Here is a 26,205-nt window from a genome sequence, read left to right as displayed (position 1 = left end):
CTCCATCGGAGCCCTCGTCCCGAAGGAGACAGCATGAGCGCAGCCGAACCGCTGGTCGTGGTCGAGAACGTCCAGAAGCACTATGGCGAGTTCCACGCACTCAAAGACGTCGACCTCAGGGTCGACAAGGGTGAGGTGGTCGTCGTCATCGGTCCGTCCGGCTCGGGCAAGTCGACTCTCTGCCGCACGATCAACCGACTCGAGACGATCACGAGCGGCGAGATCCGGATCGATGGCAAGACCCTGCCCGCAGAGGGCAAGGGGCTCGCGAAGCTGCGTGCCGAGGTCGGCATGGTCTTCCAGTCGTTCAACCTCTTCGCGCACCTGACGATCCTCGAGAACGTGACGCTCGGACCGATCAAGGTGCTCGGCAGGCCCAAGGCGGAGGCCGAGAAGGAGGCCATGGCGCTTCTCGAGCGCGTCGGGGTCGCGCAGCAGGCGTCGAAGCTGCCCGCGCAGCTCTCCGGCGGACAGCAGCAGCGCGTCGCGATCGCCCGCGCCCTGGCGATGCATCCCAAGGTCATGCTCTTCGACGAGCCGACCAGCGCGCTCGACCCCGAGATGATCAACGAGGTCCTCGATGTGATGGTCGAGCTCGCCAAGGAGGGGATGACGATGATCGTCGTGACCCACGAGATGGGCTTCGCCCGCAAGGCGGCCAACCGCGTCGTGTTCATGGCCGACGGCCAGATCGTCGAGGAGGCCGCCCCGGAGGAGTTCTTCACGAACCCGAAGAGCACGCGCGCCAAGGACTTCCTCTCGAAGCTCCTCACCCACTGAATTCCCGCACCGATACGCACCACACAGCACAGAAGGAGACGCACATGCGACGCACACGAGCTCTCGCAGGCATCGGAATCGCGACGGCGGCCCTGCTCGCCCTCACCGGCTGCAACAGCGGCAGCCCGAGCAACCCGGGCGGTGGCGGCGACGCCGGCGACGGTGGCGACAAGCCGCTGTTCGAGGTGGCGAAGGACGTCACGCTCGACGGCAGCCCCACCTTCGAGCACATCCAGGAGGCCGGCAAGGTCACCATCGGCGTCAAGGAGGACCAGCCCAACCTCGGTTACCTCGACGCGACGACCGGTGAGCGCACCGGCTTCGACATCGACATCGCCCGCTGGATCGCAGCATCGCTCGGCTACGACGAGGACAAGATCGAGTTCAAGCCGATCGCCTCGGCGAACCGCGAGCAGGCGATCGTGAACGGCGACATCGACTACTACGTCGGCACGTACTCGATCAACGACAAGCGCAAGGAGCAGATCGACTTCGCCGGTCCGTACTTCATCACCGGCCAGGGCCTTCTGATCCGCAAGGACGACCCGGAAGCAGACAAGCTCGAGGACTTCAACGGCAAGACCGTGTGCTCGGCGACCGGCTCCACGCCGATCCAGAACATCAAGGCCAACTTCCCCGACATCAAGACCCAGGAGTACGACCTGTACTCCGCCTGCGTGCAGGACCTGATCGACAACAAGGTCGACGCGGTCACCACCGACCAGGCCATCCTGATCGGCTACGCGGCGCAGTACCCGGACGAGGTCAAGGTCACCGGAGGCCTCTTCACCGAGGAGCGCTACGGCGTGGGTCTGACCAAGGGCGACGACGTCCTGCGCGCGCACATCAACGACCTGTTCACCGAGAACAACGACATCTGGCAGGGGATCTTCGACAAGAACCTCGGTCAGTCGGGCATCGAGGTCGAGCAGCCCGAGGTCGACGCGTACTGATCACCTCTCGGGGCGGCTCTGAACGGGCCGCCCCGAGCACATCCTGAGAAGGGAAGACGGCGTGGACGTCATCTTCGGAAACCTCGACCTGTGGGGCGAGGCGATCGGCAACACCCTGCTGGTGTTCCTCATCGGCGGACTGATCGCCCTCGTGCTCGGCATCATCGTGGGCGCCATGCGCGTCTCGCCGGTGCCGATCGCCAGGGGCGTGGGCACCGCGTACGTGAACATCGTCCGCAACACCCCGCTCACGCTCGTCTTCTTCTTCTTCGTCTTCGGCTACCCGCAGCTCGGGTTGCCCGACCTGTCGAACACCGTGCTCGGCATCCTCGCGATCGGCATCTACACGGCCACGTACGTGGCCGAGGTGCTCCGAGCCGGCATCAACACCGTGCCGGTCGGTCAGGCCGAGGCGGCCAGGGCCATCGGTCTGCCATTCGGTCAGGTGATGACGCTCGTCGTGCTGCCCCAGGCCTTCCGCTCGGTCGTCCCGCCCATGATGAGCGTGTTCATCGCGCTCCTCAAGAACACGACGGTCGCCGCCGGCTTCTCGATCGCCGAGCTCGCCGCACTCCGCGCCACCATCAACGACGCCCCCGGCCGACCCGGCAACCCGATGGAAGTGCTGCTCTGGGTCGCCATCGTGTTCGTCGTCCTCGTGCTCGCGATGAGCGCGGTTCAGCGCCACCTCGAGAACAAGTGGAGGATCGCACGATGACCTCAGTGCTCTACGACGTCCCCGGCCCCCGGGCGATCGCCCGCAACCGGATCCTCGCCGTCGTCACCATCCTCGTCGTCCTCGGCGCGATCGGCTTCGTCGTCTACCGGATGTACGCGACCGGTCAGTTCGAGCCGCAGAAGTGGTACATCTTCACATTCACGAACGTGTGGATGGGCATCTTCGGTGCGCTGGGCAAGACCCTCGGCGCCTTCGCCCTCGCCGCGGTGCTCAGCCTGATCCTCGGCTTCGTGCTCGCCATCGGCCGCCTCTCCGACCACGCCTGGGTGCGCATCCCGGTCGGCGTGATCATCGAGCTGTTCCGCGCCGTGCCCGTGCTCGTGTTCATGATGCTGCTGTACTACGGCCTCCCGGTCATCGGCATCGACATGGACCCGTACTGGGCGGTGGTCATCGGCCTCATGGTCTACAACGGCTCGGTGCTGGCCGAGGCACTTCGCGCCGGAATCGAATCGCTGCCCAAGGGGCAGAAGGAGGCCGGCTACGCGATCGGTCTGCGCAAGAGTGGCGTGATGCGCCTCATCCTTCTGCCGCAGGCCGTGCGCGCGATGCTTCCGGTGATCGTCGCGCAGCTGGTGGTCACCCTCAAGGACACCGCCCTCGGCTTCATCATCACCTACCCCGAGCTGCTCTACTACGCGAAGCTGCTCAGCTCGCAGCAGGGCCGCCCGATCCTGCAGTCCGCGTTCGTCATCGGCGGCATCTACATCGTGATGTGCCTGATCCTGGCTGGCATCGCGAAGTGGGTCGAGGTGCGCACGCGTCGCTCCCCGAAGCTGAAGGGCTACACACCGGATGCCGGTGGCGACCCCCGCATCCACGGTGAGTCCACCGTGACCGAGGTCATCGCCATGCAGCGCGGCGCCGGCAAGTTCGACCCCGGTTCCGGGGTCCCGCCCACCAACATCTGAGTCGAACATCGAACAGGAAGGCGCCCCCGCCGGGGGCGCCTTCCTGTCGTCTCAGCCCGCTATGACGGCGTCGTACGCCGCGTCGAAGCGGCGGCGCAGGTCGTCGTAGTACACCCGCTGTCCGGCATCCGGTTCGGTCAGAGCGGTCTGCGGGATGGTGGCGAGCGGATGCCCTGGCTGCAGCACCGAGAGGGCGATGGCTGCGGCGCCGCGCATCGTGACCCGCTTCACCTTCACCACCTGCACGGGGAACCCGAGCGCCTGGGCGACCACCTGCATGAGCGAGGGGAACGCGCCTGTGACGCCGCCGGACGCGACCACTCGCTCGATGTCGGGACTCACCTCGCGCAGCTGCTCGAACACGCGCTGGTACGACACGGCGATGCCCTCGACGGCGCCTCGCCAGAGCTCCCTCGGCCCGGACGCGGACGACACCCCGGTGAGCACGGCGCGCGCGCCGCCCGCCCACCCCGTCGCCCGTTCACCGGTGAGGAAGGGCAGCATGAGCGGCGTGCCCTCGGTGGGGGCCGCTCGCAGCAGCTCGTCGATCTCGTCGTACGAGAGCGGAGCGAGCGTCGCCTGCAGCCACAGCGTCACGCGGCCCACGTCGTTGAGCGCCCCACCGACGATCGACTGGGTGCGTGAGATCCGGTACGCCCACAGGCCGGACGGCAGCACGTCAGGGGTGCCGTCGACGATCACCCTGATCGCTCCCGAGGTCGCGGCCGACATGGCGGCGGTGTCGGCAGCTGATGCCCCCACGCCGACGTTCGAGGCGTAGCCGTCGGGGACCGCGGGGAACCACGCTGCACCCTCGAGTGCCGGCCATCGTCGCGCGACCTCCGCCGACACCTCGGTGATGGGCTCGTCGGGATCGACGATGGGCGCGAACCGGGACCGGTCGACGCCGACCGCGGCGAGCAGGTCGTCATCGAGCTCGCACGTGTGCCGGTTCAGGATGCCGGCCCACGCCATCGTGGAGGTCGCGGCGCCCTCGATGCCGGCGAGCTTCGCGTACACGTACTCGCCGAGGGAGAGGAACTTCGCCGTCCTGGCGAAGACATCGGGAAGCTCCTCCTGCAGCCACAGCAGGCGCGGCGGGTGATAGCTGGTGTGCAGACGGGCGCCGATGCGCTGATGCACCTCGGCCTCGTCGAGCCGGGTGCGCAGCTCGGCGAGATGCCTCGCCGAGCGGGAGTCGGCGTACGTGTAGCAGGGGGTGAGGGCGTCGCCGTCGGCGTCGACGCACACCAGCGATGAGGCGAAGGTGTCCATCACCACCGCGCGGATCAGTCCTGGCTCGATCCCGTCGACCACCTCGCCGATGACATCGGCCACCTCGGCCACGATCGCGTCGGCGTCGATCTCGGCGGTGCCGTCCGATGCCTCCACGAACAGGTGGTCGGCCTTCGCGATGCGCTTCTTGATGGGGCGGGCGTACGCGTCGTACAGGCTGCAGCGGGTGGAGCCGGATCCGATGTCGATCGCCAGCACATAAGGTGCCGGTGCCGAAACCAGGGTGATGGCCTGGGTGGTGGGAAGGTCGTTCAGCGTCATCATCTCGTCCCGTCGCACGTGTCGGTCGCCGTCGGGGCGATCCTACCGGCGGGCAGGGCGGCACCCAGGGCGCCGGTAGACTCTTCTCTCGTGTCAGACTCGCCCGAAACACCCCAGATCACACCCGAGGCGGTGGAGTCGGCCGTCGACGCCGCGCTCGCCGCGATCGGCGCCGCAGCCGACACGGCAGAGCTGAAGGCGGCCCGCGCCGCGCACGTCGCCGAAGGATCGCCGCTGGCCGTGCTGAACGCCTCGATGCGTCAGGTCGCGCCCGAGCACAAGGCGGCGTTCGGCAAGCTCGTCGGGCAGGGGAGGGGCCGTGTCACCCAGGCCCTCGCCGCCAAGGAGGCGGAGCTCGCCGAGGCCGAGACCGCGGCCAGGCTCGAGTCGGAGCGGGTCGACATCACCGCGGTCGCGTCGCGCTCGCGGGTCGGCGCCCGCCACCCGCTGCCGCTCATGCAGGAGCAGATCAGCGACATCTTCGTCGGCATGGGCTGGGAGATCGCGGAGGGACCGGAGCTCGAGCACGAGTGGTTCAACTTCGACGCGCTCAACTTCGACGAGGACCACCCCGCCCGCCAGGAGCAGGACACGTTCTACGTCGACCCGACCTCGCGCCACCTCGTGATGCGCACGCACACCAGCCCCGTGCAGGTGCGCTCCATGCTCGACCGCGAGGTGCCGATCTACGTGCTGTGCCCGGGTCGGGTGTACCGCACAGACGAGTTCGACGCGACGCACCTGCCCGTGTTCACGCAGGTCGAGGGACTCGTCGTCGACAAGGGCATCACGATGGCGCACCTCAAGGGCACGCTCGACCACCTGGCGAAGCAGCTGTTCGGCGCCGAGGCGAAGACGCGCCTGCGCACCAACTATTTCCCGTTCACCGAGCCCTCGGCAGAGTTCGACCTGTGGCACCCGACCTTCGAGGGCGGCGCTCGCTGGATCGAGTGGGGCGGCTGCGGCATGGTCAACCCCAACGTGCTTCGCGCGGCGGGGATCGACCCCGAGGTTTACAGCGGGTTCGCATTCGGCATCGGCGTCGAGCGCGCCCTGATGTTCCGCAGCGATGTGAAGGACATGCGCGACATGGCAGAGGGCGATGTGCGCTTCAGCGAGCAGTTCGGGATGGTGGTGTGATGCGCGTTCCGATCTCCTGGCTGCGCGAGTACGTCGATGTGGCACCGGATGCCACCGCTGAGGACGTCCTGGCGTCCTTCGTGTCGGTCGGTTTCGAGGAGGAGGACATCCACCGCTTCGAGATCGCCGGTCCCGTCGTGGTGGGGCAGGTGCTGTCGATCGAGCCCGAGCCGCAGAAGAACGGCAAGACGATCAACTGGTGCCAGGTCGACGTCGGGCCCGAGCACGGCGGCGTGCGCGGGATCGTCTGCGGTGCACACAACTTCGTCGTCGGCGACAAGGTCGTGGTGAGCCTGCCTGGTGCCGTGCTTCCCGGGCCGTTCCCGATCTCGGCCCGCAAGACCTACGGCCACGTCTCCGACGGCATGATCGCCTCGGCGCGCGAGCTGGGTCTCGGCGACGAGCACGACGGCATCATCGTGCTCTCGACTCTCGGGCTGGATCCCGAGATCGGCGCGGATGCCATCGCCCTGCTGCACCTCGACGACTTCGCCGTCGACGTGAACGTGACGCCCGACCGCGGCTACGCGTTCTCGCTGCGCGGACTGGCGCGGGAGTACTCGCACGCCACGGGTGCGGACTTCCGCGACCCCGCGGATCGCGACTTCTCAGAGCTGCAGCCCGGATCCGGATTCGAGATCGACGTCGACGATCAGGCGCCGATCCGCGGTGCGGTCGGCGCCACCGAGTTCGTCGCGCGCGTCGTGCGCGACGTGGATCCGTCCCGCCCCACCCCGCCGTGGATGATCGCTCGGCTGAGCCTCGCCGGGATGCGCTCGCTCGGCGTGCTCATCGACATCACCAACTACGTGATGCTCGAGCTCGGCAACCCGATCCACGGGTACGACCTCGACCGGCTGCAGGGCGGCATCCTCGTGCGCCGCGCGCGCACCGGCGAGCGGATGACCACCCTCGACGGGCAGGAGCGAGTTCTGCACGTCGAGGATCTGCTGATCACCGACGGGTCGGGCCCGATCGGCCTCGCCGGCGTCATGGGCGGCGGCACGACCGAGATGAGCGACGAGACCCGCAACGTGCTCATCGAGGCGGCGACCTTCGATCCGGTCACCATCGCGCGCACCGCCCGCAGGCACAAGCTCCCCAGCGAGGCGTCCAAGCGGTTCGAGCGCGGCGTCGACCCGCTGATCCCGTTCGTCGCCGCGCGCCGCGTCGCCGACCTCATGGTCGAGCTCGCCGGCGGCACGCTGACCGACGAGGGCGGCGCGCTGTTCGCTGAGGTCGAGATCGCGGGCATCGACGTGCCGCATGGCTTCACCCAGGGCGTCATCGGCGTCGACTACAGCGACGACGAGATCGTGAGCGCGCTCGAGATGATCGGCGCCGAGGTGGCGGAATCCGACGGCGGCTGGTTCGTCATCCCGCCGAGCTGGCGTCGCGACCTCACCGACAAGTGGACGCTCGTGGAGGAGGTCGCCCGAATCCACGGGCTCGACCGCATCCCCTCGGTCCTGCCCACTCCGCCATCCGGTCGCGGCTACACAGCCCTGCAGCTGGGGCGGAAGCGGGTGGCGGATGCCCTCGCCGCGGCCGGCTTCGTCGAGACGCCGTCGTTCCCGTTCACATCCCAGGAGCAGAACGACCTCCACGCCTCGGCACGCGGCGCGCACCTGCCCAGCATCCGCCTGGCCAACGCGCTCGACGGCCAGGCGCCCTTCCTGCGCCGATCGCTCGTGCCCGGACTGCTGCAGACCGCCCACCGCAACATCTCGCGCGGCCTCGTCGACCTCGCGCTGTTCGAGGTGGGCTCGGTGTTCGCGCCGGAGGAGGGCGTCGTCTACGGAACCGATGTCGTGCCTCCGCTGGGCGAGCGTCCCTCGGACGAGACGCTCGCCGAGCTGAGATCGTCGATCCCGCCGCAGCCGCGCCTCGTCTCGGCTCTGCTCACCGGCAGCATCACCGCGCGCCAGCCCGGTCGCGCCGCCGAGCACGTCGAGCTGTCCGACGCGCTCGACGCGGTGCGCGTGATCTCGGTCGCGGCCGGTGTCGATATCGACGTCTCCCAGACGCAGCGAGCGGCGCTGCACCCGGGACGCGCGGGAGCGCTGAGCGTTGCGGGCGAAGAGGTCGGCTACGTCGGCGAGCTGCACCCGCAGGTGTCGGCCGATGCCGATCTGCCTGGTCGCGCGTACGTGCTCGAGCTCGATCTCGACCGCGTGCTGACCCTCGCCGGCGGGCGGGTGGTCGCCGAGTCGCTCTCGACGTTCCCGGCGGCGACGCAGGACGTGTCGCTCGTCGTCGGCGCCGGGGTGCCCGCATCCGACGTGCGCGCAGCACTGGTCGACGGCGCCGGCGAGCTGCTCGAGTCGGTTCGCCTCGTCGATGACTACCGCGGCGAGGGGCTGGGCGATGGGCAGAAGAGCCTCACCTTCGCCCTGCGCTTCCGGGCATCCGACCGCACCCTCACCGCAGCAGAGGCGACCGAGGCGAAGCTCGCCGGCGTCGCCGTGGCGGCGGAGCGCTTCGGCGCCGGCATCCGCGACTGATCGCGCATCGAGCCGCCCTGCTGAGCCGACAGGCGCAGCAGGGCGGCTCGCGTCTGCGGCGGCGCGGTTGCGTAGGCTCGGGGCATGACCACCGCCGCACGTCTGAGGAGTGTGCCGAGCCTGACCGGGGTCGCCCCTGCGTTCGATCCGCTGGACACGCCGCACGATCCCGTCGTGCTCTTCCTGTCGTGGCTGGACGAGGCGCTCGAGCGGGGCGTCGCCGAACCGCTCGCGATGACGCTGGCGACGGTCGACGCCGCGGGGATGCCCGACGCCCGCACGCTCATCCTGAAGGACATCGACGAGCGGGGATGGGCCTTCGCGGGGCACCGCGCCTCAACGAAGGGCGCACAGTTGGCCGCCAGGCCCGTTGCAGCGCTCGCCTTCTGGTGGCAGCCGCTGATGCGGGCCGTTCGCGTGCGCGGCCGGGTCGTCGAGGGGAGCGCCGACGAGAGCGCGGCCGACCTCGCAGCCAGGTCGCCGGCAGCGCGAGCGCGCGTCGCACCGGACGACTGGAGACTGTGGCGCGTCGTGCCCGATCGCATCGAGTTCTGGCAGGGCAGAGCCGACCGGGATCACATCAGGCTGATCTACCGCCGCACCGCGGCGGGCTGGAGCCGTGGCGTGGAGCGTGCCGAGACGGGCGCCCCCGACGAGAGGAAGACATGAGCGACTATCAGGTGATCGAGATCGGCGCCCAGCGGGATTGGCGCGCCTTCCATGGCGGCTTCGACGAGACGCGCTCGCGCGATGGCAGGCGGGTGGTCGACCACGAGCTGACGATGCAGTACATCGGCATGACGGCGAACGCGCTCGTGCCAGGCGAGGAGGCCGGGTACTGGCACGTGCACGAGAAGGTCGAGGAGCTGTACGTCTTCCTCGGCGGGCGGGGCCAGATGGGCCTCGACGACGAGGTGGTCGACGTCGCCGAGGGCACCGTCGTCCGCGTCGGCCAGGGCGTCTGGCGCACCTGGCGCGCGCTGCCTGACAGCCCGGAAGAGCTTCGCTGGCTGTGCATCCGCTCAGGCGGGGAGCAGCTGCCGCATATGCCTGATGACTCGCGTCGCGGCCCCGAGAGACCGATGCCCTGGTGACGGGCCACGTCGACGGTCGTGTGCTCTGAGCGGAATCCCTTCCCGCAGATGTGCGCGGGTGGTGTCATGGCGACATGACTCAGGTGCTCGTGCTCGGCGGAACAGGATGGCTCTCAGGGCGGATCGCCCGGCGATGGCGGGATGCCGGTGCGGAGGTGACGTGTCTCGCCAGGGGCGACCGACCGGCGCCGGACGGCACCCTGCTCCTGCGCGGCGACCGCGACGCGCCCGGCGTCTACGACCGGCTGGCGGAGCACCGCTGGGATGAGATCGTCGACATCTCGTCCCGCGCCGAGCACGTCGCCGCCGCCGTCGAGGCGCTCGGCGACCGCACAGAGCACTGGACGTATGTGTCATCGATGTCTGTGTACGCGGACGACCTCGCCGAGGGACTCGACGAGTCGGGCGCACTGCACCCCCCTGCACAGCCGGGGGACGAGTACGAATACGGTTCACAGAAGGTCGCAGCTGAGGAGGCCGTGTCGACGCTGACGCAGAGGGCGTTCATCGTCCGCCCCGGTCTCATCGTCGGCGCGGGAGATCCGAGCGACCGCTTCGGGTACTGGGCGGCCGCGTTCGCGCGGGCGGGCATCGAGCCCGTGCTGGTGCCGGAGCTGTCCGGACGCTCCGCTCAGGTGATCGACGTCGACGACCTCGCCGCATTCCTCGCCGGCGAGCTGCGCCACGGGATCGTGAACGCGATCGGTGACGCGCGTCCGCTCGCCGAACTGCTCAGCCGCATCCGCGCGGAGGCCGGGCACACCGGCGAACTGCTCGAGGCCGGGGATGAGTGGCTCGAGGCGCACGACGTGCAGTACTGGGCGGGGGACAGGTCCCTGCCGCTGTGGCTGCCCGCGGACATGCGCGGATTCATGCGTCGCGACAACTCCGCGTACCGTGCCGCCGGCGGAGCATTCCAGCCCCTCGACGCGACTGTGCGCGCCGTGCTCGACGACGAGCGCGCCCGCGGTCTCGATCGAGAGCGCAGGGCGGGGCTGCGCCGCGAGGACGAGAGAGCGCTCATCGACCAGCTGATGTCGACCTGACATCGGGCGTCATCCTCATCGGCCAGGCCGACCGCCTCGCTAGACTCTCGTGCAGTGACACGGGGTGCCGCATCAGCGGCTGAGATCACACCCGTCGAACCTGATCTAGTTCGTACTAGCGAAGGGATGTCGCCCATGAGCGATCCTCTGCGTCCGTCCACCCGAGTCCCGGCCGTCGCCGCCGGCCTCCTGACCCGCGTGAGGGAGGCGCCGCCGCTCACGCACTGCATCACCAACTCGGTGGTCACCGGATTCACCGCGAACACCCTGCTCGCCGTCGGCGCATCTCCCGCGATGGTCGACATCGTCGGCGAAGCCGGGCTCTTCGCCGGTGTCGCCTCCGGTCTGCTGGTCAACCTCGGCACGCCGACCCCCGAACAGCGCGCGGCGAGCCTCGAGGCCGTCGCCGGGGCGAACGCCGCAGGCACCCCCTGGGTGCTCGACCCTGTCGCCATCGGCGCGCTGCCCGTGCGCACCGCGCTCGCCGCCGAGCTCGCCTCCCTGCGGCCGACGGCGGTGCGCGGCAATGCCAGTGAGATCCTCGCCCTGGCGGGAAGCGGTGCGGGCGGTCGAGGGGTGGATGCCGTCGACGCGCCGGACGCGGCCGACGACGCAGCCCGCTCGCTCGCCGCGCGGTGGGGCAGCGTCGTCGCGGTCTCGGGCCCCGTCGACCTGCTCACCGATGGCACGCGCGTCATCCGCATCGCGAACGGCGACGCACTGCTCACCCGCGTCACCGGCGGAGGCTGCGCTCTCGGCGCGGTCATGGCCGCCTTCCTCGGCGCAGCGCGTGCGACGGCGGCGGATGCGCTGGACGCCGTCGCCTCCGCGTCGCTGGTGTACACGATCGCCGCCGAGCACGCCGCCCGCGTCGCAGACGGCCCTGGCAGCTTCGCCGTCGCCCTGCTCGACGCGCTCGCCGGTCTCGAGCCCGCCGACATCCACGCCGAAGCGCGCGTCGACGAGGGCGCCGGCCGCATCGAGGCGGGTGCGCTGTGAGCCGCGATCTGTCGACCTACCTGGTCACCGATTCGGCCCTGTGCGGGGATCGAGGCGTCGTCGAGACGGTTCGCGACGCGGTGGCCGGCGGTGTCACCGTCGTCCAGCTGCGCGACAAGGGGGCTTCAGACGCCTCGATCGTCGAGCAGCTCGTCGCCCTCAGCGAGGTGATAGCCGGCCGAGCCCTGCTCGTCGTCGACGACCGCGTCGACGCCGTGCTCGAGGCCAGGCTGCGCGGGGCGCGCGTCGATGGCGTGCACGTCGGCCAATCCGACCTCCACGTGGCCGAGGCCAGACGCCTGCTCGGCCCAGACGCGCTGATCGGGCTCACCGCGAACACCGCAGAGCACCTCGAGACCGTCCGCACCCTGCCGGCGGGCACGGTCGACTACGTCGGCGTCGGGGTGATCCGCCCGACGACTACCAAGCCGGATCATCCTCCGGCGCTGGGAGTCGACGGGTTCCGCGCGCTCGCCGCCGAGAGCCCCGTGCCCGCCGTGGCGATCGGCGGCATCGGCATCGACGATGTGGCACCGCTGAGGGAGGCCGGAGCCGCAGGCGTGGCGGTGGTCTCCGCCATCTGCTCGGCCGTCGATGCCAGGCGCGCCGCGCAGGAGATCAGGCGACGGTGGACGGGACGCACCGCACCCCGGGTGCTGAGCATCGCAGGCAGCGATCCCTCCGGAGGTGCCGGGATCCAGGCGGATCTCAAATCGATCGCCGCGCACGGCGGATACGGCATGGCGGCGATCAGCGCTCTGACCGCGCAGAACACCATGGGAGTGCGCGCCGTGCACGTGCCACCGGCGGAGTTCCTGCGGGCCCAGCTGGACGCGCTGTCGGACGACATCCGGATCGACGCCGTGAAGATCGGGATGCTCGCGGACGCCGAGGTCGTCCGGACCGTCTCCGCATGGCTCGCCGTGCACCGCCCGGCGACGGTCGTGCTCGACCCGGTGATGGTCGCCACCAGCGGCGACCGCCTGCTCGATGCGCGGGCCGAGTCCGCGCTGCGCGAGCTCGCGGGTCTCGCCGACGTCATCACCCCGAACCTCGGTGAGCTCGCTGTGCTGGCGGGGCGAGCGCTCGACGGCTGGGACGACGCCCTGCACGCCGCGCAGCGGGTGTCTGCCGAGACCGGCGCTCTCGTGCTCGTCAAAGGAGGGCATCTGGGCGGCCCGTCGGCGCCGGACGCCCTCGTGGGCGCAGACGGCGTCATCGCCGCCTTCGACGGCGTCCGCATCGAGACCGGCAGCACGCATGGCACCGGCTGCTCGCTGTCGTCGGCGCTGGCCACGCTGCGCGCCGCCGGGAAGGACTGGCCGGATGCCGTGCGCGATGCGCGTGCGTGGCTGCGGGAATCGCTGAGGGCCGCCGATTCGCTTGACGTGGGGCGAGGGAACGGACCGGTGAACCACTTCGCGGGGCTGTGGCAGCGCGGCGGGCTGAGCACCCGACCGCGCCCTGAGGAGGTGCGCGAGGAGTGGTGGAGCGGCATCGCGGGCATCCGGCACGCGATCGACGAGCTGCCGTTCATCCGCGCACTGGCGGACGGCTCCCTCGACAGTGAGCGGTTCCTGTGCTACCTCGCGCAGGATGCGCTGTACCTGCGCGAGTACGCGCGGGTGCTGGCGGAGGCGGCACGTCTCGCGCCCACGCCGGAGGAGCAGGCCTTCTGGGCGCAATCCGCGCAGGGCTGCATCGTCGGCGAGCTCGAGCTGCACGCCTCCTGGCTGACGCCCGAGACGGGCATCGCGGCCGAGACCTTCGACGTCGAGCCCAGTGCCGTCACCACCGCATACCTCGATCACCTGCGCGCCGCGGCCTTCTCCGGCGAGTACGCGGTGCTCATCGCCGCGGTGCTGCCCTGCTTCTGGCTGTACGCCGACCTGGGCGCGCGCCTGCATGCGGGTGACTTCGGCGCGCGCGCCCTCGATCCGCAGCATCCCTATGCATCGTGGCTCGTGACGTACGCCGACCCGGGCTTCGCCGAGGCGAACGAGCGTGCGATCGGCTTCGTCACGGCGGCAGCGGCCGCCGCCGATGAGCGGGTGAGACGGCGGATGCAGCGGGCATTCGTCGCAGCATCCGAGCACGAGCGGGCGTTCTTCGACCTGCGCTGACCCGAGGCGCCGGGGGCGGGAGACATCGCGGATTTGCGATCGTCCCGCCCTCGGCGCTACTGTCGCGGAATGGCCTCGGTCGCACACCACTCCGCTCAGACTCTCCTGAGCGCTGCTCCTGCGCGCCGACGCCGCGGCGGCCGCCGACTCTAGGCGACCCCGCACTCGCTCGCGCACTGACGGGCACGGTGCCGGCGTCGCCGCCCCGGCCCCGTCCACCACTCTCGCCCCGTGTCATTCTCCGGGGCCGATCGAGCACCGACCGTTAAGGTAGAAGCATGACGTACTCCGTCGCCGTCTCCGGCGCATCAGGCTATGCGGGAGGCGAGATCCTGCGGCTTCTCGCCGCCCATACCGACATCGAGATCCGCACCGTCACCGCGCATTCCAATGCCGGACAGCCGCTCGTCGAGCACCAGCCGCACCTGCGCTCGCTCGCACATCTGACGCTGCAGGACACGACCCCTGAGATCCTCTCCGGTCATGACATCGTCTTCCTCGCCCTGCCGCACGGCCAGTCGGGGCAGTACACCGATGCCCTTGGCGATGCCCCGCTCGTGATCGACGCGGGCGCCGACCACCGGCTGACATCGCAGGACGCGTGGGATGCGTTCTACGGGGGAGCGTTCCACGAGCCCTGGACCTACGGGGTGCCCGAGCTGCTCACCGCCGGGGGCAAGCAGCGCGATGCTCTTCGCGGCGCCACCCGGATCGCCGCCCCCGGCTGCAACGCCTCCACCGTGAGCCTGAGCCTCGCACCGGGTGTCGCCGCCGGCGTGATCGACCCCTCCGACATCGTCAGCGTCCTCGCCGTCGGCCCCTCGGGCGCAGGGAAGAGCCTGAAGACGAACCTGCTGGGCAGCGAGATCCTCGGCACCGCCAATCCGTATGCCGTCGGCGGCACGCACCGGCACATCCCCGAGATCCGTCAGGCGCTCGCCGCGACCTCATCGACGGCAGCGGATGGCATCCGCATCTCATTCACCCCGGTGATCGTCCCGATGGCCCGTGGCATCCTCGCCACCTCCACGGCGCCGATCGTCGCGGGAGCCACCGACGCCGAGATCCGCGACGCATGGCAGAGCGTGTACGGAGACGAGGTCTTCGTGCAGCTGCTGCCGGAAGGGCACTTCCCTCGCACGGCCGACGTGCTCGGAGCGAACACCGCTCTGATGGGGCTCGCCATCGACCGGGCGGCGAACCGCGTGACCGTGGTCACAGCCGTCGACAACCTCGTCAAAGGCACCGCGGGCGCCGCAGTGCAGTCCATGAACATCGCGCTCGGCCTGCCCGAAGGCCGTGCCCTCACCGTGAACGGAGTCGCGCCGTGAGCGTCACCGCACCCCAGGGATTCGACGCGGCTGGAGTCGCCGCCGGTCTGAAGAGCACCGGCAAGCCGGATGTCGCCGTCGTCGTCAACCGCGGCCCCCGCAAGGTCGGCGCCGCCGTCTTCACCACCAATCGCGCCAAGGCGAACCCGATCATCTGGTCGCAGCAGGTGATCGCAGACCGGGTGGTCGAGGCGGTCGTGCTGAACTCGGGGGGCGCCAACTGCTTCACCGGCGCCTTCGGCTTCCAGACCACCCACCTCACGGCGGAGAAGGCCGGTGAGCTGCTGGATGTCAGCGCTGGAGACGTGCTGGTGTGCTCGACCGGCCTGATCGGCACCGGTGACGAGGCCTTCCGCGCCAAGGTGCTCGACGGCGTCGAGCGCGGCATCGCATCGCTCAGCCCGGACGGCGGTGACGATGCGGCCGCTGCGATCATGACCACAGACACCGTGCCCAAGACCGCCGTCATCAGCCGCGACGGCTGGACGATCGGAGGCATGGCGAAGGGCGCGGGCATGCTCGCGCCAGGGCTCGCCACGATGCTCGTCGTGATCACCACCGACGCCGATCTCGAGGCATCCGAGGCCGATGCGGCGCTGCGCAAGGCGACCGGCGTCAGCTTCGATCGCCTCGACTCCGACGGATGCATGTCGACCAACGACCAGGTCACCCTGCTCGCGAACGCGGCGAGTGGCGTCCGTCCCGACCTCGACGACTTCGCCGACGCCCTCACCGAGCTGTGCCGCGACCTCGCGGTGCAGCTGCAGGCCGACGCCGAAGGCGCCAGCCACAGCATCGCGATCGAGGTGAAGAACGCCGTCTCCGAGGCCGAGGCGGTCGAGGTCGGTCGCTCGGTCGCACGCAACAACCTGTTCAAGGCCGCGATCTTCGGCAACGACCCGAACTGGGGCCGCGTGCTCGCCGCGATCGGCACGACCTCGGCCCAGTTCGACCCGTACGACGTCGACGTGTCGATGAACGGCGTGCGGGTGTGCACCGCGGGCGGACCAGACCGACCCCGCGAGGAGGTCGACCTGACGCCTCGCGACACGCACATCGAGATCGACCTGAAGGTCGGCGACGCCACGGCCGCGATCCTCACCAACGACCTGACCCACGACTACGTGCACGAGAACAGCGCCTACGCCTCATGACAGATCTCCAGGACACCGCCCCCGAGGAGGCCGCCGTCAAGGCCGCCACCCTCATCGAATCCCTGCCCTGGTTGAAGAAGTTCCGCGATCAGATCGTCGTCGTCAAGTACGGCGGCAACGCGATGGTCTCGGACGAGCTGCAGGAGGCATTCGCACAGGACATCGCGTACCTGCGGTATGTGGGCGTGCAGCCCGTGGTCGTGCACGGCGGCGGCCCGCAGATCTCGAACATGCTCGACAGGCTCGCCATCCCGAGTGAGTTCAAGGGCGGCTACCGGGTCACCAACACCGAGGCGATCTCCGTCGTGCGCATGGTGCTCACCGGGCAGGTGAACCCCCAGCTCGTCGCCAAGATCAACTCGCACGGCCCGATCGCCACCGGGCTCAGCGGTGAGGACGCCGGCCTGTTCGGCGGTCGCCGCCGCGGGGTGATGATCGACGGCGAAGAGGTCGATCTCGGTCGCGTCGGCGATGTCGTGCAGGTCGATCCGACCCCCGTGCTCGATCACCTCGCCGCGGGGCGGATCCCCGTCGTCTCGTCGATCGCGCCCGACCTCGATCACCCGGGCCAGTCGCTCAACGTGAACGCCGACGCCGCAGCATCCGCCCTCGCGGTCGCGCTGAACGCCCGAAAGCTGGTGATCCTGACTGACGTGCCCGGCCTCTACGCCGACTGGCCCAATCGCGACTCACTGGTCTCGCACCTCACGTCGCGCGACCTCACGGCCATGCTCCCGCAGCTCGAGTCGGGCATGATCCCGAAGATGCGCGCCTGCCTCGATGCCGTCGAGGGAGGCGTCGACGCCGCGGCGATCATCGACGGGCGCGTGCCGCACTCGGTGCTGGTCGAGCTGTTCACGAGCAAGGGGATCGGCACGGAGGTGGTCAAGGATGCCTAGTTGGAGCGATGACGCAGCACGCGATCTGATGAGTCTGGGCGGGCGCCTCGCGCTGCTCACCCGTGGCGAGGGCTCGTGGGTGTGGGATGCCGATGAGAACCGCTACCTCGACTTCCTCGGGGGCATCGCGGTGAACTGTCTCGGCCATGCCCACCCGGTCTTCGTCGAGGCGGTGTCGCGGCAGGCCGCGACTCTCTCACACGTCTCGAACTACTTCGCCTCTCCCGCGCAGCTCGAGATAGCGGCTCGACTCAAGCGCCTGGCCGGCACCGGCGAGCAGGGACGGGTCTACCTTGCGAACTCCGGCGCCGAGGCGAACGAGACCGCCATCAAGCTGTCGCGTCTGCACGGCGCGCGCTTCGCCGAGGCGGAGGGACGTGCGCGCACCACGATCCTCGTCGTCGAGGGGGCCTTCCACGGGCGCACCATGGGCACGCTCTCGCTCACGCCCAAGCCCGCGTACCGCGAACCCTTCCAGCCTTCCATCCCCGGTGTCGTCACCGTCGAGCGCTCGATCGAGAGCCTCGAAGCGGCGTTCGCTGCCGGCGCAGTGGCGGCGATGATCGTCGAGCCCATCCAGGGCGAGGCGGGTGTGGTCGAGCTGCCGGCGGGGTTCCTCGCCCGTGCGCGGGAGCTCGCCACCGAACACGGGGCTCTGCTGATCCTCGACGAGGTGCAGACCGGATCGGGGCGCACGGGGGAGTGGTTCGCCTTCCAGCGCGAGGGCGTGATCCCGGATGCCGTGACGGTGGCCAAGAGCATCGGGGCGGGCTTCCCGCTCGGCGCGCTCATCACCTTCGGTGCCGCGAGCGAGCTGTTCTACCCCGGCACCCACAACTCGACCTTCGGCGGCAACCCGCTCGCGAGCGCCGTGGCGAACGCGGTGCTCGGGCACATCGAGAGCGAGAGCCTGCTCGACAACGTCACCGCGCGCGGAGCGCAGCTGCGCGATGCCGTGCTGTCGCTTCCCCTGGTCGTCGGCACCTCCGGCGCGGGGCTGCTCATCGGCATACGGCTGACCGCGCCGGTCGCCGCCGAGGTCCGCGCGGCCGCGCACGAGCGCGGCCTGATCGTCAACGCGCCGACGTCCGATGTCATCCGCATCGCCCCCGCATACACGATCGGCGACGAGGAGGTCGACGAGTTCGTCACGCGCTTCGGCGCGGCGCTCGCTGCCGTCGCCGAGAACCTTCCCGACACATCCAAGGAGCCGAAGTGACCCGCCACCTGCTGCGCGACGACGACCTCACCCCTGCCGAGCAGAACGAGATCCTCGAGCTGGCGCTCGAGTTGAAGAAGGATCGCTGGGCGAACCGAGCCCTCGCGGGCCCGCAGACCGTCGCCGTGATCTTCGACAAGTCGTCGACCCGTACCCGCGTCTCGTTCGCGGTGGGCATCGCCGACCTCGGCGGATCGCCGTTGATCATCTCCACCGCGAACAGCCAGCTCGGCGGCAAGGAGACGCCGTCCGACACCGCGCGCGTGCTCGAGCGCCAGGTGGCGGCCATCGTCTGGCGCACCTACGCCCAGTCCGGTCTCGAGGAGATGGCGCGCGGAACCAGGGTGCCCGTCGTCAACGCCCTCTCCGACGACTTCCACCCCTGCCAGCTGCTGGCAGATCTGCTCACGATCCGCGAGCACAAGGGCGAGCTGAACGGGCTCACCCTGACGTTCTTCGGTGACGGACGCAGCAACATGGCGCACTCATACGCTCTCGCAGGGGTCACCGCGGGCATGCACGTGCGCATCGCCTCGCCGGACGCGTACGCGCCGCGCGCCGACGTCGTCGCGGCCGCCGAGGCGCGAGCGGCGCAGACCGGCGGGTCTCTCACCCTGGTCGCCGACCCGCGCGAGGCCGCGGAGGGCGCGGACGTGATCGTGACCGACACCTGGGTCTCGATGGGCAAGGAGGAGGAGAAGATCGAGCGGCTGCGCGATCTCGGCGGCTACAAGGTCACCACCGCGATCATGTCGCTGGCCGCGCCCGATGCCATCTTCATCCACTGCCTTCCCGCCGATCGCGGCTACGAGGTGGACTCCGAGGTGATCGACGGCCCGCAGAGCGTCGTGTGGGACGAGGCCGAGAACCGCCTGCACGCGCAGAAGGCCCTGCTGGTCTGGCTGCTCGGCAAGCAGGAGGCGGCATCGTGAGCGCGACGGGGCACGGCACGAACGAGGGTGCGCTCTGGGGTGCCCGCTTCGCCGGCGGACCCTCGCCGGAGCTCGCCGAGCTGAGCCGATCGACGCACTTCGACTGGATCCTGGCGCCCTACGACATCGCGGGATCGCACGCGCACGCGACCGCGCTGGAGGCGGCCGGATACCTGGAGGCGGACGAGGCCCGCATCATGCACGAGGGGCTCGACGCCCTGGCCGCACGCTATGCCGCCGGCACTCTGCTGCCCGATCCGGGCGATGAGGACGTGCACGGCGCTCTCGAGAAGGCGCTCATCGCCGAGGTGGGGGCCGAGGTCGGCGGTCGCCTGCGTGCGGGCCGCAGCCGCAACGATCAGATCGCCACGCTCGTGCGCATGTACCTGATCGACCACGCCCGCGTGATCGCGAAGGACCTGCTGCGCGTGATCGACGCCCTGGTCGCGCAGGCCGAGGCGAACCCCGCCGCGATCCTGCCGGGGCGCACTCACCTTCAGCACGCACAGCCTGTGCTGCTCGCCCACCACCTCCAGGCGCACGCCTGGCCGCTGGTGCGCGAGCTGGAGCGGCTCGTCGACTGGCGGCGCCGTGCAGGCGTATCGCCGTACGGCGGGGGAGCGCTGGCGGGATCGACGCTGGGGCTCGACCCGGCGCTCGTCGCCCGCGAGCTGGGTCTCGACCGCCCGGCCGAGAACTCGCTCGACGGCACCTCCGCCAGGGACGTCGTCGCGGAGTTCGCCTTCATCGCTGCGATGACGGGGATCGACCTGTCGCGTCTGAGCGAGGAGATCATCCTCTGGAACACCCGCGAGTTCGCCTTCGTCACGCTCGACGACGCGTACTCGACGGGGTCGAGCATCATGCCGCAGAAGAAGAACCCCGACATCGCCGAGCTCGCGCGCGGCAAGTCTGGCCGTCTGATCGGCAACCTCTCGGGACTGCTCGCGACGCTCAAGGGGCTGCCTCTGGCGTACAACCGCGATCTGCAGGAGGACAAGGAGCCCGTCTTCGACTCGGTGCAGACCCTCGAGGTGGTGCTGCCCGCCTTCGCCGGCATGGTCGCGACGCTGCGCTTCGACACCGAACGGATGGCCGAGCTCGCTCCGCAGGGCTTCTCGCTCGCGACCGATGTCGCCGAGTGGCTTGTCAAGCGCCGCGTGCCGTTCCGCGATGCGCACGAGATCTCGGGCGCACTGGTGCGCGCCTGCGAGGATCGCGGGATCGGTCTCGAAGACGCCGATGACGAGCTGCTGCTGTCGGTGTCCGATCACCTGACCTCAGAGGTGCGGGAGGTGCTGTCGATCGAAGGATCGGTGGCGTCTCGCTCCGGTGCGGGAGGAACGGCGCCTGAGCGCGTGGCGGAGCAGCGTGCCGAGCTCGTGGCTCGCGCACAGGCTGCGGCCCACGCACTCGGCCTCTGAGCTGCATCAGCCGCGGTTGAGGACATGCGCAGCGCTCGAGCAGGTTATATTCTGAATATATAACCTAATTTAGAATATCTGAGCGATATTCATGATACGGTCATGTCATGGTCGTCGCAGTGATCGCCGACATCGTCGGCTCTCGACAGCTCCGTGATCGGGCCGGGGCTCAGCGCGAGTTCGATGAGACCATCGCGCGCGTCGAGCGCGAGCATTCTCTCGCCATCCAGCCGCTGCGGCCGACGGTCGGAGACGAGCAGCAGGGCGTCTACGGCAGCCTCCACGACGCCATGGCCGGGGTGCTGCTGCTGCAGCTCGCCCTGCCGCAGGGCGTCGAGTTCCGGTACGGGATCGGCATAGGCGAGATCCGTGCGATCGAGTCAGCGCACCGCGAGCTGTCCGACGGCCCCGGCTGGTGGGCCGCTCGCGAAGCCATCGAGACCGTCCACGCCCGACAGGAGCGTGCTGTGCCGAGCGCGCGCAGCTGGATTGTCGCCGCCAGGGGGCAGGATGAGGTCATGGATGCGCAGGTGTCGACGGGCAACGCCTATCTGCTGGCGCGCGACGCGATCGTGGTGCGGATGACCGAACGCGAGCGACGCCTCGCATACGGCCGCATCGGCGGACTCTCGCAGAGCGCACTCGCCGAGCAGGAGGGGATCACTCAGCCGGCGGTGTCGAAGGCACTGCGCAGCTCCGGCGCCTCCGCCCTGCTCGACGGACTCGCCCTGCTGACGGGGGAGCGCGCATGATCCTCGCAGGTCTCTGCCTCACCGCGGTCGGCGCAGCCGACCTGGTCCGGCGCTTCGCCGCACGCAGGGCTGTGCGCATAGCCCTCCTCGTCGTTCTCGCCGCCGCGCTCGTGGCGATCGGCATACTCAGCGACGCGGTGGTGCCGGCGGTCATCGCGATCGTCGTCGGTGCCGTCTGGGTGCGATCGATGCCGCTGGATGCCATCGGCCCCGCCTCGTTCTGGCCGGCGGTCGTGCTCGCGGTGCTGGCGGGAGCGACCACAGCGCTCATGCCGGATCGGGCGGCTCCCGGTGTCATCGGCTCTGTCTGGCACCTGCGCTCGCCCGAGGGCGAGGTGACCTTCGACGCCGCGGTTCTCTGCGTCGGCGTGCTGCTCGTCGCCGCGGAATCCGGCAACCTCATCGTGCGGGCCGCCCTGGACCGAGAGGGCACCTGGCGCCCGGTGGAAGCCGCCGGGCGCTTCCGCGGCGGGCAGCTGCGCCAGCCCCAGCAGGCCGCGACCGGTTTCCAGGGCGGTCGGCTGATCGGACCGCTCGAACGGCTGCTCGTCATCGCACTCACTCTCGCCGGGGCGTATTCGCTGCTGGCGGCCATGCTCGCCGCGAAGGGGATCGTCCGCTTCCCCGAGATCTCCAAGGACGGCGAGACCGGAGCACGGGCCGAATACTTCCTCGTGGGCAGCCTGGTCAGCTGGGTCGTCGCCCTGGGGGCCGCGTTCCTGCTGTGGTGGGGTGTGCACAGCTGAGCGGATCGCCGCTGATAGCCTGGAACGCGTGTCTGATTCCGCTCTGACGACCGCCCCCGTGGCGCTCGACCCCACGTTCGAGAACGTGTGGGACGAGCTGCTCTGGCGCGGCCTCGTCCACGTGTCCACCGATCAGGAGGCGCTGCGCGCCCTTCTCGCCGGGGACCCGATCACGTATTACTGCGGATTCGACCCGACCGCGCCGAGCCTGCATCTGGGCAACCTGGTGCAGCTGCTGACGCTGCGGCGGATCCAGCTCGCCGGGCACAAGCCGCTCGGCCTCGTGGGCGGCTCGACCGGCCTGATCGGCGATCCGCGCCCTACAGCCGAGCGCACCCTGAACACGCGGGAGACCGTCGAGGAATGGGTGCGGCGCCTGCGCGCGCAGGTCGAGCGGTTCCTCAGCTTCGAGGGCGAGAACGCCGCTCGCATGGTGAACAACCTCGACTGGACGGCACCGATGAGTGCCATCGACTTCCTGCGGGAGATCGGCAAGCACTACCGCGTCGGAACCATGCTGAAGAAGGACGCCGTCGCCGCCCGCCTCAACTCCGACGCCGGTATCAGCTACACCGAGTTCAGCTACCAGATCCTCCAGGGCATGGACTTCCTCGAGCTGTACCGCTCGTACGACTGCGTGCTGCAGACCGGCGGCAGCGACCAGTGGGGCAACCTCACCAGCGGCACGGATCTCATCCACCGCGTCGAGGGGGTCTCGGCGCACGCCATCGGAACCCCTTTGATCACCAACAGCGACGGCACCAAGTTCGGCAAGAGCGAGGGCAACGCGGTCTGGCTCGACCCCGAGATGTGCAGCCCCTACCGGATGTACCAGTTCTGGCTCAGCACCGCCGATGCCGACGTGATCGAGCGGCTCAAGGTCTTCACGTTCCTGACCCGCGCTGAGATCGAGGAGTACGCGGCGCTCGTCGAGAGCGAGCCGTTCCGTCGCGCCGCGCAGAAGCGACTCGCGCTCGAGGTGTGCGCCACGGTGCACGGCGCCGAGGCCACTGCCGCGGTGATCGCGGCGTCCGACGCGCTGTTCGGCCAGGGCGACCTGAACGAGCTCGACGCGGCCACGCTGCGCAGCGCACTGGACGAGCTGCCCAATGCCACCATGCCCGCGGGAGCGTCGGTGGTCGAGGCGCTCGTGGCGACCGGCCTGGTCACCAGTGCCTCCGAGGCCCGACGCGCCATCGCACAGGGCGGGGTCTCGCTCGACGGCGAGAAGGTGGCTGACGACGAGAGCACCGTGCGGGGCACTCTGCCTGGCGGCGTCTCGGTCCTGCGTCGGGGCAAGAAGACCCTCGCGGGCGTCTTCATCGGCTGAGCATGCCGTTCACACCGAGCCACGCGGTGATCGCGCTGCCGTTCGCGCGATCACCGCTGGTTCCGGCGGCGATCGCGATCGGCGCGATGACACCCGACCTGCCGCTTTTCCTGCGCGGCGCGGGTATCTCGTACGGATTCACGCACGACTGGCCGAACGTCGTCTGGACGGCACTCGTGGCGCTCGCGCTGCTGCTCGTGTGGCGGGCGGTGCTGCGTCCGGCAGCGGTCGAGCTGGCGCCGGATGCCATCGCCGACCGGCTCCCCGACGACTGGCGTCGCACGGGTGCCGATGCCCTGATGGAAGTGGTGGCGCCGCGCGAGCGCTATGGGCGCCTCCTGCTGATGATCTCGCTCGTGCTCGGCGTGCTGTCGCACATCGGCTGGGACATGTTCACCCACGAGGGACGCTGGGGCGTCGCGGCGATTCCTGCGCTGCAGGAGATGTGGGGTCCGCTGGCCGGTTACAAATGGCTGCAGCACGGATCGAGCGTCGTGGGCCTGCTGCTCATCGGGATCTTCGCGCTGCGCTGGCTGGCCGCTCGAGCGTCGATCGCCCGACCGCGGCTGCTGCCCGCGTGGGTCCGCTGGACGTGGCTGGTGAGTCTGCCGCTCGTGCTCGTCACAGCGTGGCTCGTCGGACTGGCCGTGCTCGGCCCGCTGGACGCCGCGTTCACCGCCCAGCATCTGGCGTATCGGGTCCTGCCCCCGGCATGCGGACTGTGGGGCGCGGCCACGATCGCGCTGTCGGTGGGGATCGTCGTCGCGGCAGCGCGACGGCGGAAGCTTACGGCGAAGACCTGACGGTCACCCGGAGGCGAGCCCCAGTGCGGTCGCCGTCGAGCCGGATCACCACCATTCGGCGGGATCGCCGCCCCAAGGGCGGGGCGGACGGAAGTGCTCAGGCGAACCCGGCCACCGCACTGCTGGTGCCACGGTCGTCACGCGCAGCCCGGCGACTGAGAAGTCCTGGGTCCGGGCGCGCGGCGGGTCGCAGTCGGCGGCGGCGGTGCGCCGCGGCATCCCGAGAAGCTCGGCGGCGACGCGTCGCAGCGACGTGCGCACCAGTCGGCCGCCGCCGGCTTCGGCGCGGTAACGGAGGGCCGAGGCGATCCCCGCGGCGAGCAGATAGCCGGCGGAATGGTCCAGCGCCTGCGCCGGGAGGGCGCCCGGCGTGGTCCCGTCGGGGGACTCGAGCCATGCGATCCCCGACTCCGCCTGCACGAGACTGTCGAATCCGCGTGGCGAGGCGGAGCCTGGCCAGGCGCTCAGCTGGCCGATGACGAGGTGCGGATGCCTGGTAGCCAGCTCGATGGGGGAGAGGCCGAGGCGCGCGAGCGCGGAGGGCCTGTATCCGAGCACGATCGCGTCGGCATCCGCGAGCAGTCGCTCGAACGAGCCTCGCTCGGCCGCGATGTCGAGCAGTGCCGACCGCTTGCCGTGCCCCGTGTCGAGGTGCTGCCAACCAGGTTCGGGCAGGTGAGGCGGGTCGATGCGCAGCACGTCCGCCCCCGCCAACGCGAGGGTGCGAGTGGCGACGGGCCCGGCGATCACCCGGGTGAGATCGAGCACACGCAGTCCGGACAGGGGAGCTGCGGTGGAGTCCGACGGGAGGGCGCGGACGGGGGAATCAGCGAGGCGACGCGTCTCGACGAGCGGATGCCGCCGAAGGGCCTGGTCATGGGGAGGGTTCTCCCGGCGAACCGGGACGCACAGCCCGCCGGCCCCGACGACGGCCTCGGTCGCCGCCGCCGCAGTCATCGCCGCGAGCCGTTCGCCGATCTCGTCGGGCGATGCATCGTTCGCGAGCCGGAGCCCGATCCGCAGCGCCGACGCATGATGCGGATAGTTGCCGTGCGTCCGCACCCAGCCATCGCCCGTGCGCCAGAACCTCGACAGCGGCGACCACACCTCGGGCGCCTCGCCGTCGATGAGCAGGTGCCGATCGCTTCGGTAGGCCGCGGCGATCTGATCCGGGTCGGGCCACGACGCCCCGGTGGGGGAGAGTGCGGACCCCGCGGCGCTCACGCTCCGCCACGCGAGATCCCCTGTCGCCAGTCGCGATGGCAGGGGCACGAGGTGCCGGGACGCCGTCTGTCGCATGAGCCGACACTACGCCTGCGGAGCCGCGGAAACCCGCGGTGCCTGCGGTGCGACACGCCCGGGGTGTGGTGGGGATTTGCCGGGGTGTGTGGTTCGGCGTAAGTTATTACCTGTTCGCCCCAAGCGGTTGAGCGGAAGGCCTGAAGGGCCTGGCTCCCCTCCAAGTAGCGAATCATCCACCTTCAGCATTGTGAGCTTCGGTTCTGGTGCGGGTCTTTGGCCCGGGGAGTGTGGTCATCCCTGTCGGGGTTGTCGATTTGACAAGTTCGTCGGATGGGTTAGGCTGGAGAAGTTGCCTCGGAGACGGGGCGCGGATCTGGTCCTGGTTCTCTCGGCGTGTCGGTTTGACAGTCGGGCTGGGAAGATATAAGATTGTAAAGTTGCCCTGCGCTTCTTGCCCTGATGGGGTGGGTGTGTGGGTGCGTCCGATCCTTGAGAACTCAACAGCGTGCACTTGTCAAATGCCAAAT

23 protein-coding genes and 1 riboswitch are annotated in these 26,205 nt (G+C 70.0%); of the genes, 21 read left to right on the top strand and 2 right to left on the bottom strand.

The features are described 5' to 3' along the window. Positions 1 to 33: 33 nt before the first annotated feature. From FVO59_RS00115 to FVO59_RS00100, 4 genes are all read left to right on the top strand, one after another. Positions 34 to 780 carry an amino acid ABC transporter ATP-binding protein gene (locus FVO59_RS00115; RefSeq protein ID WP_430736315.1) on the top strand — a complete coding sequence of 249 codons (747 nt, stop codon included), beginning with the start codon at positions 34 to 36 and terminating at the stop codon, positions 778 to 780. Positions 781 to 824: 44 nt separating this feature from the next. Continuing rightward, positions 825 to 1,733 carry a glutamate ABC transporter substrate-binding protein gene (locus FVO59_RS00110; RefSeq protein WP_182253576.1) on the top strand — a complete coding sequence of 303 codons (909 nt, stop codon included), beginning with the start codon at positions 825 to 827 and terminating at the stop codon, positions 1,731 to 1,733. Between the two features lie 61 nt (positions 1,734 to 1,794). Then, positions 1,795 to 2,451, top strand: coding sequence for an amino acid ABC transporter permease (locus FVO59_RS00105; RefSeq protein WP_182253575.1), 657 nt, complete (start codon positions 1,795 to 1,797; stop codon positions 2,449 to 2,451). Beyond that, complete coding sequence (locus FVO59_RS00100) at positions 2,448 to 3,383, top strand: amino acid ABC transporter permease (RefSeq protein WP_182253574.1); 936 nt, start codon at positions 2,448 to 2,450, stop codon at positions 3,381 to 3,383. The genes FVO59_RS00105 and FVO59_RS00100 overlap by 4 nt, the downstream gene beginning before the upstream one ends. Positions 3,384 to 3,434: 51 nt before the next feature. Here FVO59_RS00100 and FVO59_RS00095 read toward each other — a convergent pair whose 3' ends face one another. Continuing rightward, on the bottom strand, positions 3,435 to 4,943 hold the full coding sequence (locus FVO59_RS00095) for a gluconokinase (RefSeq protein ID WP_182253573.1): 1,509 nt from the start codon (positions 4,941 to 4,943) through the stop codon (positions 3,435 to 3,437). Between the two features lie 87 nt (positions 4,944 to 5,030). Between FVO59_RS00095 and pheS the strand changes: the two genes are divergently transcribed. The 17 genes from pheS (at position 5,031) to FVO59_RS00010 (ending at position 24,436) form a co-directional block, all read left to right on the top strand. After that, positions 5,031 to 6,080, top strand: coding sequence for a phenylalanine--tRNA ligase subunit alpha (gene pheS / locus FVO59_RS00090; protein ID WP_182253572.1), 1,050 nt, complete (start codon positions 5,031 to 5,033; stop codon positions 6,078 to 6,080). Beyond that, complete coding sequence (pheT, locus tag FVO59_RS00085) at positions 6,080 to 8,584, top strand: phenylalanine--tRNA ligase subunit beta (protein WP_182253571.1); 2,505 nt, start codon at positions 6,080 to 6,082, stop codon at positions 8,582 to 8,584. The genes pheS and pheT overlap by 1 nt, the downstream gene beginning before the upstream one ends. Before the next feature lie 84 nt (positions 8,585 to 8,668). Then, positions 8,669 to 9,253, top strand: a complete 585-nt coding sequence (locus FVO59_RS00080; protein WP_182253570.1) for a pyridoxine/pyridoxamine 5'-phosphate oxidase — start codon at positions 8,669 to 8,671, stop codon at positions 9,251 to 9,253. Further along, a complete protein-coding gene (locus tag FVO59_RS00075; protein ID WP_182253569.1) occupies positions 9,250 to 9,678 on the top strand; it encodes a cupin domain-containing protein in 429 nt (142 codons plus the stop codon). Before FVO59_RS00080 ends, FVO59_RS00075 begins: the two co-directional genes overlap by 4 nt. A gap of 74 nt (positions 9,679 to 9,752) precedes the next feature. Further along, positions 9,753 to 10,724, top strand: a complete 972-nt coding sequence (locus FVO59_RS00070; RefSeq protein WP_182253568.1) for a Rossmann-fold NAD(P)-binding domain-containing protein — start codon at positions 9,753 to 9,755, stop codon at positions 10,722 to 10,724. Positions 10,725 to 10,774: 50 nt separating this feature from the next. Further along, positions 10,775 to 10,868: riboswitch (TPP riboswitch) on the top strand. Further along, positions 10,860 to 11,723 carry a hydroxyethylthiazole kinase gene (gene thiM, locus FVO59_RS00065; RefSeq protein WP_182253567.1) on the top strand — a complete coding sequence of 288 codons (864 nt, stop codon included), beginning with the start codon at positions 10,860 to 10,862 and terminating at the stop codon, positions 11,721 to 11,723. (Overlaps the previous riboswitch by 9 nt.) Then, complete coding sequence (locus FVO59_RS00060) at positions 11,720 to 13,846, top strand: bifunctional hydroxymethylpyrimidine kinase/phosphomethylpyrimidine kinase (protein WP_182253566.1); 2,127 nt, start codon at positions 11,720 to 11,722, stop codon at positions 13,844 to 13,846. The genes thiM and FVO59_RS00060 overlap by 4 nt, the downstream gene beginning before the upstream one ends. 278 nt (positions 13,847 to 14,124) lie before the next feature. Beyond that, entirely contained in the window at positions 14,125 to 15,177 is a 1,053-nt protein-coding gene (gene argC / locus FVO59_RS00055) for an N-acetyl-gamma-glutamyl-phosphate reductase (RefSeq protein ID WP_182253565.1), read from the top strand. Beyond that, positions 15,174 to 16,331: a bifunctional glutamate N-acetyltransferase/amino-acid acetyltransferase ArgJ gene (argJ, locus tag FVO59_RS00050; protein WP_182253564.1), complete on the top strand. Its 1,158-nt coding sequence runs from the start codon at positions 15,174 to 15,176 to the stop codon at positions 16,329 to 16,331. Before argC ends, argJ begins: the two co-directional genes overlap by 4 nt. Then, positions 16,328 to 17,230: an acetylglutamate kinase gene (gene argB / locus FVO59_RS00045; RefSeq protein ID WP_182253563.1), complete on the top strand. Its 903-nt coding sequence runs from the start codon at positions 16,328 to 16,330 to the stop codon at positions 17,228 to 17,230. Before argJ ends, argB begins: the two co-directional genes overlap by 4 nt. After that, positions 17,223 to 18,449 carry an acetylornithine transaminase gene (locus tag FVO59_RS00040; protein WP_182253562.1) on the top strand — a complete coding sequence of 409 codons (1,227 nt, stop codon included), beginning with the start codon at positions 17,223 to 17,225 and terminating at the stop codon, positions 18,447 to 18,449. Before argB ends, FVO59_RS00040 begins: the two co-directional genes overlap by 8 nt. Beyond that, the gene (gene argF, locus FVO59_RS00035; protein ID WP_182253561.1) at positions 18,446 to 19,381 is read left to right on the top strand and encodes an ornithine carbamoyltransferase; all 936 of its coding nucleotides are present in this window, start codon (positions 18,446 to 18,448) and stop codon (positions 19,379 to 19,381) included. Before FVO59_RS00040 ends, argF begins: the two co-directional genes overlap by 4 nt. Continuing rightward, complete coding sequence (gene argH / locus FVO59_RS00030) at positions 19,378 to 20,805, top strand: argininosuccinate lyase (RefSeq protein ID WP_346265679.1); 1,428 nt, start codon at positions 19,378 to 19,380, stop codon at positions 20,803 to 20,805. Before argF ends, argH begins: the two co-directional genes overlap by 4 nt. A gap of 107 nt (positions 20,806 to 20,912) precedes the next feature. Further along, on the top strand, positions 20,913 to 21,557 hold the full coding sequence (locus FVO59_RS00025; RefSeq protein ID WP_182253560.1) for a SatD family protein: 645 nt from the start codon (positions 20,913 to 20,915) through the stop codon (positions 21,555 to 21,557). Continuing rightward, on the top strand, positions 21,554 to 22,303 hold the full coding sequence (locus FVO59_RS00020; RefSeq protein WP_182253559.1) for a hypothetical protein: 750 nt from the start codon (positions 21,554 to 21,556) through the stop codon (positions 22,301 to 22,303). Before FVO59_RS00025 ends, FVO59_RS00020 begins: the two co-directional genes overlap by 4 nt. Before the next feature lie 28 nt (positions 22,304 to 22,331). Continuing rightward, the gene (tyrS, locus tag FVO59_RS00015) at positions 22,332 to 23,633 is read left to right on the top strand and encodes a tyrosine--tRNA ligase (protein ID WP_182253558.1); all 1,302 of its coding nucleotides are present in this window, start codon (positions 22,332 to 22,334) and stop codon (positions 23,631 to 23,633) included. Positions 23,634 to 23,635: 2 nt separating this feature from the next. Continuing rightward, positions 23,636 to 24,436 carry a DUF4184 family protein gene (locus tag FVO59_RS00010; protein WP_182253557.1) on the top strand — a complete coding sequence of 267 codons (801 nt, stop codon included), beginning with the start codon at positions 23,636 to 23,638 and terminating at the stop codon, positions 24,434 to 24,436. A gap of 45 nt (positions 24,437 to 24,481) precedes the next feature. On the opposite strand, the gene FVO59_RS00005 is transcribed toward FVO59_RS00010, so the two are convergent. Continuing rightward, positions 24,482 to 25,735, bottom strand: coding sequence for a CoA transferase (locus tag FVO59_RS00005; RefSeq protein ID WP_182253556.1), 1,254 nt, complete (start codon positions 25,733 to 25,735; stop codon positions 24,482 to 24,484). Positions 25,736 to 26,205: the final 470 nt, after the last annotated feature.

The organism is Microbacterium esteraromaticum (assembly GCF_014084045.1).
GTDB classification, from domain to species: domain Bacteria; phylum Actinomycetota; class Actinomycetes; order Actinomycetales; family Microbacteriaceae; genus Microbacterium; species Microbacterium esteraromaticum_D.
Note: the sequence above shows the minus strand (reverse complement) of the source record. Positions and strands in the feature narration are given on the sequence as shown.